The sequence below is a fragment of the Alienimonas sp. DA493 genome (genome assembly GCF_043951915.1).
Classification (GTDB): Bacteria; Planctomycetota; Planctomycetia; order Planctomycetales; family Planctomycetaceae; genus Alienimonas.
Genome location: NZ_JBINJD010000157.1, coordinates 1 through 11,700, shown reverse-complemented (window position 1 = coordinate 11,700; position 11,700 = coordinate 1). Strand labels below are relative to the sequence as shown.

At 72.0% G+C, this 11,700-nt stretch carries 7 protein-coding genes and 1 pseudogene; 4 read left to right on the top strand and 4 right to left on the bottom strand.

What is annotated here, in order from left to right; genetic code table 11:
• Both ACG2DA_RS18570 and ACG2DA_RS18565 read right to left on the bottom strand, forming a co-directional pair.
• A pseudogene (locus ACG2DA_RS18570) lies at window positions 1–359 on the bottom strand (hypothetical protein); the annotation flags it as partial.
• A gap of 543 nt (window positions 360–902) precedes the next feature.
• Window positions 903–2,330: a Gfo/Idh/MocA family protein gene (locus ACG2DA_RS18565; RefSeq protein WP_395257586.1), complete on the bottom strand. Its 1,428-nt coding sequence runs from the start codon at window positions 2,328–2,330 to the stop codon at window positions 903–905.
• A gap of 227 nt (window positions 2,331–2,557) precedes the next feature.
• On the opposite strand from ACG2DA_RS18565, the gene ACG2DA_RS18560 reads away from it, so the two are divergent.
• Both ACG2DA_RS18560 and ACG2DA_RS18555 read left to right on the top strand, forming a co-directional pair.
• On the top strand, window positions 2,558–6,370 hold the full coding sequence (locus ACG2DA_RS18560) for an ACT domain-containing protein (RefSeq protein WP_395257584.1): 3,813 nt from the start codon (window positions 2,558–2,560) through the stop codon (window positions 6,368–6,370).
• 47 nt (window positions 6,371–6,417) lie between these two features.
• Entirely contained in the window at window positions 6,418–7,185 is a 768-nt protein-coding gene (locus tag ACG2DA_RS18555) for a DUF434 domain-containing protein (RefSeq protein ID WP_395257582.1), read from the top strand.
• A 9-nt stretch (window positions 7,186–7,194) separates the two neighbouring features.
• Here the strand turns inward: ACG2DA_RS18555 and ACG2DA_RS18550 are convergent, their stop codons facing one another.
• Window positions 7,195–8,202 carry a hypothetical protein gene (locus ACG2DA_RS18550; RefSeq protein WP_395257580.1) on the bottom strand — a complete coding sequence of 336 codons (1,008 nt, stop codon included), beginning with the start codon at window positions 8,200–8,202 and terminating at the stop codon, window positions 7,195–7,197.
• Entirely contained in the window at window positions 8,199–9,320 is a 1,122-nt protein-coding gene (locus ACG2DA_RS18545; RefSeq protein ID WP_395257578.1) for a hypothetical protein, read from the bottom strand. The genes ACG2DA_RS18550 and ACG2DA_RS18545 overlap by 4 nt, the downstream gene beginning before the upstream one ends.
• 74 nt (window positions 9,321–9,394) lie before the next feature.
• On the opposite strand from ACG2DA_RS18545, the gene ACG2DA_RS18540 reads away from it, so the two are divergent.
• Both ACG2DA_RS18540 and hemL read left to right on the top strand, forming a co-directional pair.
• Window positions 9,395–10,210: a dienelactone hydrolase family protein gene (locus ACG2DA_RS18540; RefSeq protein ID WP_395257576.1), complete on the top strand. Its 816-nt coding sequence runs from the start codon at window positions 9,395–9,397 to the stop codon at window positions 10,208–10,210.
• Window positions 10,211–10,280: 70 nt separating this feature from the next.
• Window positions 10,281–11,579: a glutamate-1-semialdehyde 2,1-aminomutase gene (gene hemL / locus ACG2DA_RS18535; protein ID WP_395257574.1), complete on the top strand. Its 1,299-nt coding sequence runs from the start codon at window positions 10,281–10,283 to the stop codon at window positions 11,577–11,579.
• Window positions 11,580–11,700 lie beyond the last annotated feature (121 nt).

Genomic DNA, 11,700 nt, shown 5'->3' with positions numbered 1-11,700 from the left:
TGGATCTTGCTCCGCCGCAGGCCGTAGGTCAGGGCCCGGATCGGCTCGGGGAGCGGCTCGGCGGCGGGGGCGTCGCGATCGGGGGCGAAGCGGTCCAGAGCGGCGTCGTAGTGGCGGATCGCCTCGGCCCACTTGCGGGCCCGCTCCAGGTTGCGGCCGTCGGCGACCGCGTCGGCCAGGGCGGCGGCGTCGGCGAACGAACCGGGCGAACCGCCCCCGGCCGGCCCGGCCGGCGCGACCGGCGCGGCGGCCGGGGCGAACAACAGGCCGCCCACGACGGCGACCGCTGCGACCGCGGCACGCACGGGCGGAGCGCCGGCGGCAGTCGAACGACGCGTGTTGCGGGAAACGTGGAGCATGGAATCCGGCGCTGCTGGGAACCGGCTTCCGTGACGGCGTTCCAGTGGGGTGGTTGATGAAAAACGACCGCCAGTCGGCCCGGCTGCGATCTCCGCCGCCCGGCTTCGAACCCCCTCATGGGATGGGAAGCGGCTGGCGAGCGGCGGGCGGCCCGGTCCTTCGCGAACGAACGACCGAACGTCTTGAAGCTAAGTGCCGTCAGAAGGCCGGTCAAACTTTGATTCGGGCGTGCCGGCGGAATGACCCGCGCCACCGGAGCGAGGCTCCGACTCGGTTCCGATTGCGGCCGCCGAACGCGGTCGCGGCAGATTCGTGAACTTGTCCTGCTTTCGCTGTCGCAACGCCGCCGAGGAACGTTCGCCCCCGCAGTCGCCCCGCCGCCCCGCAAAGCCCCCGCGCGGGCGTCGTTCATAAGCTATGCCGATCCCGGCCTGGCGCCGCGATTGGGACGACGAAGACCGCCGCCCACGAAAAAACGCCCCCGCCGGAGACCGGCGGGGGCGTCGAACTGCTCCGGGTCCGAAGGACTCGGCGGACGTCGCTCAGAGGCTGGCGACGGCTTCCTTCGGATCGATGGTGTATCCCTCGCGGTAGTCGCGGCCGACCAAACCGGAGCCGGCTTCGGCGGGCAGGTTGGTGAACTCCATCTTCTCGGCGTCCCATTCCACCTTCTGACCGGCCCGCAGGGCGGCGTTGCCCAGCAGGATGGTCTCGGTGAGGCGGGCGGCGTAATCGAAGTTGGACAGGGCCATCTCCGGCTTGCCCGCCTTGATCGCGTCGACAAATTCCTGGAAGTGACCCGGGCTGCGGGGCAGGGTCCGCTCGGGCGGCTTGTAGCCCTTGAACTTGTCCCCGTCCTTGGAGAGCAGCGTGTACTGGGCGCCGTAGTCGTTGGGGCTGTACAGGCTGCCCTCGGTGCCGACGACCAGCGAGCCGCTGTTCACCATCTTCTCGCCCATCAACAGGCTGGCGTCCGGCTTGTTGCCGCCGTCGTACCAGTAGAGCGGCATCGAGGGGACGGTGTTGCCGTCCATGCCCTCGCGTTCGGCGAACTGGAAGGTGATCTTGCTGTTGCCGGGGTACTGCCCCTCGACGATGCCGCTGTGCTCGGCCTCGGCGGTGTCGGCGTCGAACAGGGCCAGGGCCATCACGACCATGTTGGCGGTGTGGCAGGCCATGTCGCCCAGGGCGCCGGTGCCGAAGTCCAGCCAGCCGCGCCACTGGAACGGGTGGTAGATGTTCTCCGTGAACGGGCGGAACGGCGCCGGGCCGAGCCACAGGTCCCAGGAGAGGTACGGCGGGACCTTGTCGGTCTTCACCTTGCCGTCCTCGGTCTTGGGCAGGCCGTTGCCCTGGGCCCACACCGGGCGGTTGGTCCAAACGTGGACCTCTTTGATCTCGCCCAGCGCCCCGCTGCGGATCACCTCGACGCCTTCGCGAAGGCCGTCGGTCGCGGTGCCCTGGTTGCCCATCTGGGTGCAGACGCCCTTCTCGGCGGCCAGCTCCCGCAGGACGCGGGCTTCCCGCATGCTCCAGGTGAGGGGCTTCTGGGTGAAGCAGTGCTTGCCCAGCGCCATCGCCATCACGGAGGCGGGGGCGTGGGTGTGGTCCGGGGTGGACACGGTGACGGCGTCGATCTTGTCGCCCATCTCCGCGAACATTTCGCGGAAGTCGGCGTAGGTCTTGGCGTCCGGGGCCAGCTCGCTGAGCCGGGCCTTGCTCTTGCGGAGTTTGCGGTCGTCCACGTCGCACAGGGCGACAGTCTGGGCTTTGTCGGCAGCGTCTTTGGAGTCGCTGGAGCCCTTACCGTCCACGCCGATGCTGGCGAAGTTGATCCGCTGCATCGGGCTGTCGGCGGTCGCCTGACGAGCCCAGGCGGGGGACGGGCCGACGGCGTGCCACACGGCGCTGGCGCTGGCGGCGCCGGCGGTCGTGGTCAGGAAGTCGCGGCGGTTAGAACGCGTCGCCATGGCGAGGTCTTTCTCAGGGCTGAGAGGAATTACGGAACCCGGTCATCCTACCGGGCCGGTCAGGGCGGGAACAACGGTCACGGGACGCTGCGGGAACCCAAGAGGTTGGCGAACCCCAGTTCCCGCCGTCGGCCGGCGACGGCCGCCGTGGGGCGGCGTTCCTCCGTACGCCGGCAGAGCGAACGGCGTTGGCTCGTTACACTCGCCGGGCCCGAATCCAGTGCGACATGCCCGCGTCCCCCTCCCCCGCCGATCCGCCCCCCGCCCCGGACGCGGAGTTCGCCCGGTCCGTCTCCGGCGAACCGCCCCCGGACGCGGTCCCGGACGCGCCCCCGGTCGATCCGCTGGACGAGGTCCCGTTCGACGACCCGCCCGCCGCCCGCCGCCGACTCGACGCGACCCTCGCCGCCGCCGGCGACCTCGCCCCCGGGGTGAAAGAGAAGGTGCTCCCCCCGCTGCTGGCCGCTCTCGCCGGCGCCCCGGCGCCGGACGCCAGCCTGGTGAACTTCGAGCGGTTCGTCCGGGCCGCCGCCGACCGCCGGGACAAGCCGCCGCACGCCCTGTTCGACTACCTCGCCGCCCACCCCCGGGCGGTGGAGATCCTCGTGCGGCTGTTCGTCGGCAGCCAGTACCTCACCGACATCCTCATCCGGAACCCGGACTACCTCCGCCGCCTCACGGAGCACCGCCGCCTGCCGGCGTTCAAGTCGCGGGAGGACTTCCTCACCGAGGCCCTGTCGATGGCGGACGGGCAGCCGTCGCCCGCCGCCCGGCTGGACGGCCTCCGCAGCTATCAGCACTGGGAACTGCTCCGCATCGGCGCCTGCGACACGTTCGGGCTGCTCGACCTCCGCAGCGTCACCGCCCAGCTCTCCCTGCTGGCGGACGGCTTCACCCAGGCCGGGTTGAACCTGATCGCCGGCGAACTGGGCGTCGACGCCGACCGCTTTTGCGTGCTGGCCTTCGGCAAACTCGGCGGGGAGGAATTAAACTACTCCAGCGACATCGACCTCGCCTTCCTCGCCGAGGGCGACGCCACGCAGTATTGGACGCTCGGCCAACGGCTCATCAAAGCCCTCTCGCAGGCGACGGGCGAGGGCTTCCTCTATCGGGTCGACATGCGGCTGCGGCCGTGGGGCAGCAGCGGGCCGCTGGTCAACACGCCGGAGTCCCACCTCAATTACCTCCGCAAGCACGGCCGGGCCTGGGAACGCCAGGCCCTCGTGAAAGCGCGCCCCATCGCGGGGAACCTGGCGCTCGGTCACGATTTCTTAAAGGCGGCGGAGCCGCTGATCTACGGCTCCCCGGCGGAGGAGGTGCGGGAAAGCGTCCGGGCCAGCAAGAAGCGCATTGAAGACGGATTGAAAACTTCCGGCCGTACCTGGGGCGAAGTCAAAAGCGGCGCCGGCAGCATCCGGGACATCGAGTTCACCGTGCAGTGTCTCCAACTGGTGCACGGCCGGGAGCAGCCCGGCGTGCGGGCCCGGGGGACCCTGAACGGGCTCGCTCGACTGGCCGATCACGGGCTGTTGTGGGCCGACGAATATCGCCGCCTCACCGCCGGCTATCACTTCCTGCGGACGGTGGAGCACGCCCTGCAGTTGCGGCACCACCGGCAGGTGCACGCCCTGCCGGAGGGGGAGCGGGAATTACGGCACCTCGCCCGGCGGCTGGATTTCCCGGACGCCGCCTCCTTCGTCGCCCACTACGAGGAACACTGCCGGGCCGTGCGGGCGGTGTTCAAGAAATACGTGATCGACGGGGCCGAGGGCGGCTCCGCCTCCCCCGCCGCCGGCCCGGCGGCCCCGCACGCGGACCGGATGCCGCCGAGTTATAAAACCACGTTCGCCGCCGAGCAGATCGCTCGGCACGCGGCGTTGCTGGGCGGGCTGACGCCGGATCGTCCCGTCGCCCTCAAAGCGGAGCCGCTGCCCGAGGAGGCCGCGGAGCCGTCGCTCTCCGAAGAACGGCGGGCGACCGGCGTGGCGCTGACGGTGGCCTGTTTCGACCAGCGCGGAGACTTCGCGGCGGTGTGCGGCCTGCTGTTCGCCCGGGGCTGGGACATCGGCGCCGCGGACGTGTTCTGCGAATCGACGCTCGGCACCTCGGAGGGCCGCGGCGTCATCATGACCTTCACTCTCTATCGGGCCGAGGGGGCGGACGGTCCGCCGCCCTGGGAGGAGTTCAACGCCGAACTGGGCGACCTGCTGCGGGCCACCCGCCGCGGGGAGGCCCGCAGCGCCCGGGCGGATCTGGCGGCGCTGGTGGCGACCGCGGTGCGGCCGGCGACCTCCGAAGGCTCCGCGACGAACCTGCCGGCGCCGCCCCCGCCGATGACGCTGGACCTGGACAACAACGCCGCCGAGGACTGCACCGTGCTGCGGGTGCGGGCCGCCGACCAGCCCGGCCTGCTGTACGGTTTGACGAACGCCCTGGCCCTGTTCGGGATCGACCTGCGGCGGATCGCCGTCCGCACCCGCGGCGGCGAGGCCGCGGACGTGCTGCACCTCACGGACCGTCGCGGGCTCAAAATCACCGACGACCGCCGTCTCGCCGAACTCAAGGCGGCCACGGCGCTGGTCGGCCAGTTCACCCACCTGCTGCCCTACAGCCCGGACCCGCGGCGGGCGCTGACGAACTTCAGCGAACTGCTCGAAAGCCTGTTCCGCCGGGACGACTGGGTGGAGGAGGCCTCCCGGCTGGGGCGCAGCGAAGTGCTGACGGCCGTCGCCGGGGTGCTGGGGGTCAGCGATTTTCTCTGGCACGATTTCCTCCGCCTGCAACACGAGAACCTGTTCCCGATCGTCGCCTCGCCGGAGACGCTGGACCGGCGCCGCACCCGGGAGGAATTAGAAGAGGAATTGAACGCCGAACTCGCCGCCCCGCCCGCCGATGGCGAAAGCCCCCGGCAGGCCGCCCGGCGGGCGTTGAACCGCTTTAAAGACCGGGCGATGTTCCGCACGGACATGCGGCACATCCTCGGAAAAACCAAGTCCGGCGGGGTGGCGGGCTTCAGCGCGTTCGCGGAGGAGCTGACCGACATCGCCGAGGTCACCCTCTCCGCGGCGACGCGGCTGAGCCTGCAATCGCTGATCGCCGACTACGGCGAACCCCGCAACGCCGAGGGGCAGCCCGTTCCCGTCGCGGTCTGCGCCCTGGGCAAATGCGGCGGGCGGGAACTGGGCTTCGCCAGCGACGTGGAATTACTCGTGGTCTACGCCGAGGGCGGCGACACGACCGGCGGGGCCCGCGGCGGCATCGGCGTCGCCGAGTTCTATAATAAACTCGTCAAACGTCTGAAGGACTCCGTCGAAGCCAAGCGGGAGGGCATCTTCGAACTCGACTTCCGCCTGCGGCCCTACGGCCAGGCCGGCAGCGCCGCGGTGCGGAAGGACACCTTCGCCGATTATTTCGGTCCCGGCGGCGCCGCGTGGCCGTACGAACGGCAGGCCCTCATTAAACTTCGGCCGATCGCCGGGGACGCGGCGTTCGGAAAGGAGATCCTGGCCCTCCGCGACGAACTCATCTTCGGCGGCCGCCCCGCCGACCGCGCCGCGGTGTTGGCGATGCGGGAGAAGCAGCTTCGCCAGCTCGTCACCCCGGGCACGGTCAACGCGAAGCTTTCGCCCGGCGGGCTGGTGGACGTCGAATACCTCGTCCAGATCCTCCAGTGGGAGCACGGCGGGGCCGACCCGGAATTGCGGACGCCCGGCACGCTGGCCGCCCTGACGGCCCTGCACGTCGGCGGGCATCTGCCGACGCCGGATCACGACGCCCTGCGGGACGCCTACGGCTTCCTCCGAGGACTCATTAACGCCCTGCGGGTGGTGCGGGGGAACGCGAAGGACCTCACCGTCCCGCCGGCCGGCACGGAGGAGTTCGCCTTCCTCGCCCGGCGCCTCGGCTACACCCGCGGCCCCGACGGCCGCCCGGCCCGGGAGCGGCTGGCCGCGGAGATGGACTACCACCTCGAACGCGTCCGCGACGTCGTCCAGCGCCACTTCCCCCACCCCGGCGCCAACGCGAGCCCGGGGTCCTGAACCCGGCGCTGAAGCTCCTTTTTCGCAGACCCGCCCCCTCGTCGCCCGTGCCGGACACCCGCACCCACCGCGGCCCGCACCCCCGCGACGCGGAACACTTCGCCGCAGACCGCCTCCCCGCCCTGCAAACCGCCACGGCTCACCTCTCCTGGCTGCTGAGCCGGGGGTACGTGAACCCCTCGGCGCTGAAGCTGGTCGGGGACCGCTTCGACCTGACGGACCGGCAACGCACCGCCGTCCTCCGCTCCGCCTGCCCGGACGACGCCCTCGCCGACCGGGCCGCCCGTCGGGTCGCCCCGCACGAATTGGCGGGGAAGACGCTGCGGATCGACGGGTTCAACCTCGTCACCACCGTCGAGGCGGCGCTGGGCGGGGGCGTGCTGCTGCGGGGCCGCGACGGGGTCACCCGCGATATGGCCTCGATGCACGGCAACTACCGCCGCGTCGCGGAGACGGGGCCGGCGCTGGAGGCCGTCCGCGAACTGCTGGACGAACTCGCCCCCGCCGCGGCGCACTGGCTGCTGGACCGGCCGGTCTCCAACAGCGGCCGGCTGGCGGCGATGATCCGCAAGGTCGCCGGCGCCCGCCGCTGGACCGCCGCCTGCGTGCCGGACCCCGACGCCCTGCTGCGTCCCGGCGCCCGGCTGGAAGAACGTGACGACGGAGCGTCCGGGTTCGTCGCCGTGACCGCGGACGCCGGGGTGCTGGACCGCTGCGGCGCCTGGTGCGATCTCGCCGGCGCCGTCACCGACCGCCTGCCGAACGTCCGGCGGCTCGACCTCGGGGCGGCGGGGGAGCCGACCGTCCCCGCCTGACGAACCGGGTCACAGACCGGCGAACGGGTCGATCTCGGTCGCCGGTTCAGCCTTCGATTCCTTCTCGGACCGGGAGCGCCAACCGTCGTCCTCGGTCTTCTGGCTGGCCGGCGCCGCGGCGGCGGCCGCTTTCGGGGCGGGCGCCGCGGCGGCGGGCGCCCCCGGTTCCGTCGCCGGCTCGTCTGCGGCGGCGTTCCACAGCGGGGCGTGGGAGAGCGATTCCCGGTCGACCGGGTCGCTGAGGTTCTCGGTCACGGTCGCCGCCGGCTTCGTCACGCTCTCCGACTCTTTCGGAACGGTCGGATCGGGAGTCGCGGGGGCATCGGCGGGAGTCGCGGACTCCGCAGGGCTCTTGGGCGACTCTTCCGGCGTCTCGGCGGCCTGCTCCGCAAACGCGGCCATCTCGGCGCCCCAGTCGACGTCCTCCTGCGGCGGGGCCGCGGCGGCGGTTTTCGGGGCGGCCGTCGGGGCGGCGGCGGGAGCGGTCGCGGCAGTTTTAGAACGGGCGGCGGGCCGCTGGGCGGCGGCGGGCGTCACCCGGGCGGCGGGGGCGGGGGCGTCCGAGGCGGCGAAGGCCCCGCCGGTCAGCGTGACCTTGGCGGCGCCGACCTCGGAGTCGCTGCCCTCGCCGGCCTTCCAGCGCCCCGGGGCGGTCCGCGGGGGCGTCGAGGGATCGACGCGGGTCACGCCGCCCGCCGGGCGGGCCGCGGTGCGGGCGCCGTCCAGCGCGGCGGTGCGAACGGCTCCGCCGCCGAGGCTCACCCGGCCCTCGTCGCCGGCCCCGGAGGGGGCGGCGGAGGCCAGGGCGGCCTCCGCGGCGTTGAACGGGTCGTCGACCACCCGGGCCTCCGGCGTCGCCCCGCCCCGCTTCAGCAGGGCCAACGGGCCGCCGCTTCCCTGACAGCCGACCGTGGCGCAGCAGCCCGCCAACGTCGCCGCCAGGACGGTGCGACGGAACGGCAGGCGCCGGGCCGGGTACGGGCCGGGCGAAGCGGCGGGGGGAGTCGCGGAGATCATTCCGGCAGGTCCGCGGAAGGGGGAATCGGGGGAGGCGCCGCGGCCGCGGGCGGGGCGGACGGGGGCGTCGCGGCCGAACGGGGGGCGGCCGGGGCGGCGAAGGTTCGGTTGAACTCCGCAGGGTCGAACGTGTCGGGTCGGATCGGTCGTGACGCCGGAGCCGCTTCACCGGAATCGGGCAAACTTTCCGGAACGTGCCGGTTTTGCCCGCTGGGCGACGGGGCGGCGTGGCGGGCGGCGAGGTCCGGCCGCTCCGCGGCGACCCGGGCCACCCACGCCGCCAGCAGCGCCCGCGAGGCCGGCCCGCCCTGCACCAGAAACGGCGTGCGGCCGCGACGGTCCGGGCGGTCCACGCAGGCCGTCAGCAACGGCGAACTGAGGTTCCCGCCGTCGCCGACCCACGCCAGCGACGCCGCGAGGTTCTGCCGCGTGGTGATCGCCGACCGCGACGGGTTCGTGAGTTGAAAGGCCCCGGCGTCCGTGCCCCCGTGGCAGCCGGCGTTCCCGCAGCGGGTCAGCAGGACGCGTTCGACCTGCCCGGTGAAGGCCCGCAGGGTTTCGGGGGAAAGGCCCACGGCCGTCGCCGTGGCCGGGGCGGCGCCGGGAGAGTTCGTCTCGTGGGAGGCCGGCACGACGCCGGACTTCCCGCCGGTCGACGCGGGGACGGCCCCGCCGGCGGCGGCGATCATTGTTTCCACCCGCCGCAGCGTGCGGGCCCAGTCGTCACGGTCCGGTTCCAGTTGCAACGCCGTGAGCAACTCCTCCCGGCTGCGGTACGGCAGGCGGTTGGAGAGGCACCAGCGCGCGAGCTGCGCGTGACCGGCGGCGTCGTCGTCGTCCACGTCGCTCCGCAGTTGCAGGTACGCCTCGTCGAGGCTCGCCGCGTTCACCTGGATGCGGTCGGACGGCAGCACGATGGAGCCGTTCGCGCTGCGGACCTTCACCCCGAAGCTGTACTCGGTGACGAGCCCGCCGTAGACCTCCCCGCCGGTCAGCACGAGCACCCGGGGGCGCTCCGGGCCGGCGGGGGTTTGGGCGAAGGCGGAGACGGCCGCGCAGAGGCCGGCGCAGGCCCCCAGGGCGGCGACGACTCGTGACGTCAGGCGGGCGGAAGACACGCGGCGACGCTAGTTCCGTCGCGTTCGAAGGGTCAAGATGCGTCGGTTCGCCCGAACCCCGCTCGACGCTCCCGATGCTTGCCGCCGCTCTGCTGATGTCCGTTCTCCCCGCCAACGCCCCGTCCGCCCTCCAAGCGGGGGCCGACCTGCCGGAGGCGATCGAGGTGCGTTCCCACCAGGGGGCCGACGGAACCGAGTACAAGCACCTGCTGGTTCGCCCGAAGGAGGTGAAAGAGGGCGAGAAATACCCGCTGGTCGTGTTCCTGCACGGCGCCGGCGAGCGCGGCTCGGACCCGGCCGTGCTGGCGAAGCACTTCTTCCCGGCAATGCTGTCCGAAGAGTACCGGGAACGGTTCCCCTGCTTCATCCTCGCCCCGCAGTGCCCCAGCGAGGAGCGTTGGGGCAGCCTCGACTGGCGGACCGGCGAGGACTCCGGCGAAATGACCGACCCGCTGGCCGCCGTGCGGGAGCTGGTGCACGACTCGCTGGAGGAGTTTCCGATCGACCGGGACCGGCTGTACCTCACCGGCCTGTCGATGGGCGGCTACGGCACCTGGGACTGGACGACCCGCGAGCCGGACTTCTGGACCGCCGCGGCCCCTATCTGCGGCGCCGGCAACACGGAGAAGGCGGCCCAGTTGAAGGACCTCCCGCTGTGGGTCGCCCACGGCGACGAGGACAACGCGGTGCCGGTCGAACGCAGCCGGGAGATGGTCGCCGCGGTGGTCGCCGCGGGCGGCTCTCCGATTTACGTCGAATACCCCGGCGTCGGCCACGACAGCTGGACCCCCGCCTACGGCACCCCGGACGGGCTGGTGGCTTGGCTGTTCCGGCAGAGCCGCGGGAGCGGAAATTCCAAGACGCAAGAATCCAAGAACCAAACGCCCTGAACGGCTGGCAATCGGCGGCGGACGCCGCTTTGGTTCTTGAATTCTTGGTCCTTGAAGCTTCGCTAACTCCATGCTCGCCGACACGTCTTCCCGCCCGCAGTCCGACGCCGCCTTCGCTCGCGCCCAGAAGGTCATCCCCGGCGGGGTGAACAGCCCGGCCCGGGCCTTCGGGGCGGTCGGCGGGACGCCGGTGCACATGGCCAGCGGCGAGGGGCCGTGGCTGACGGATGTCGACGGTAACCGCTACGTCGACTTCGTCGGCAGCTGGGGGCCGCACATCCTCGGCCACCGTCACCCGGCCGTCATGGAGGCGATCGCCGACGCCCTCACCCGCAGCACCTCCTTCGGCGCCCCCACCCCGGCCGAAACCGAACTGGCGGAACTCGTCGTGGAGGCCGTGCCCTCCGTCGGACAGGTCCGCATGACCAACAGCGGCACCGAGGCCGGCATGAGCGCCGTCCGGTTGGCCCGCGGCGCCACCGGCCGGGACAAGGTGGTGAAGTTCGCCGGGAACTACCACGGGCACGTCGATTCCCTGCTGGTCTCCGCCGGCAGCGGCGCCCTGACGCTCGGCCACCCCTCCAGCCCCGGCGTGCCCGCCGGCTGCACGCAGGACACGATCGTCCTCGACTACAACAATCCGGAGCAGCTCGAAACCGCCTTCAAGAAGTATCCGGACGGCATCGCCGGCGTCTTCCTCGAACCGGTCTGCGGGAACATGGGCGTCGTCACGCCCACCGAGGAGTTTTTGACCGCTCTCCGCGACCTGACCGCAAAGCACGGCGCCCTGCTGGCCTTCGACGAAGTGATGTGCGGCTTCCGGGTCGCCTACGGCGGGGCCCAGGCCCGGTTCGGCGTGACGCCGGATCTGACGATGCTGGGCAAGGTGATCGGCGGCGGCATGCCGGTCGGCGCCTACGGCGGGTCGGCGGAGGTGATGCAGCACGTCTCCCCGGTCGGCAGCGTCTACCAGGCCGGCACGCTGAGCGGGAACCCGGTCGCGATGGCCTGCGGGATCGCCACGCTGAAAGCGTTGCGGGACGGAGACGTCTACGAACGACTGGAGAATCTCGCCGCCCGGCTCGAAGCCGGGCTGACGGACGCGATCGAGAACTCCGGCGTGGAGGCCTGCGTGCAGCGGGTCGGATCGATGCTCACCCTGTTCTTCACGGAGGGGCCGGTGGAGAACCTGATGGACGCCCAGAAGAGCGACGTGGAACGCTTCGCCAAGTACTTCCACGGCATGCTCGACCGTGGCGTCTACCTGCCGTGCAGCCAGTACGAGGCGATGTTCGTCTCCGCCGCCCACACCGAAGAATTGATCGACGCCACCGTCGCCGCTGCCAAAGAGGTGCTGGCGACGCTCTGACGTCTCTCCGGGTTCGCCGTCGCCGTTAGTGCGTCCGGCGGTTATCTCTAGCGCGGCGGTTACCGGCTGCGTAGGCTCTGCGGCGTCCCGTTCCGCCGAGTCGCCGCCGTGCCGATCGCCT

Bases quoted from the DNA above. Each gene is read 5' to 3' on its own strand.
- ACG2DA_RS18540 (WP_395257576.1), top strand. From the start codon at position 9,395: ATGCTTGCCGCCGCTCTGCTGATGTCCGTTCTCCCCGCCAACGCCCCG.
- ACG2DA_RS18565 (WP_395257586.1), bottom strand. From the start codon at position 2,330: ATGGCGACGCGTTCTAACCGCCGCGACTTCCTGACCACGACCGCCGGC.
- ACG2DA_RS18550 (WP_395257580.1), bottom strand. From the start codon at position 8,202: ATGATCTCCGCGACTCCCCCCGCCGCTTCGCCCGGCCCGTACCCGGCC.
- hemL (WP_395257574.1), top strand. From the start codon at position 10,281: ATGCTCGCCGACACGTCTTCCCGCCCGCAGTCCGACGCCGCCTTCGCT.
- ACG2DA_RS18560 (WP_395257584.1), top strand. From the start codon at position 2,558: ATGCCCGCGTCCCCCTCCCCCGCCGATCCGCCCCCCGCCCCGGACGCG.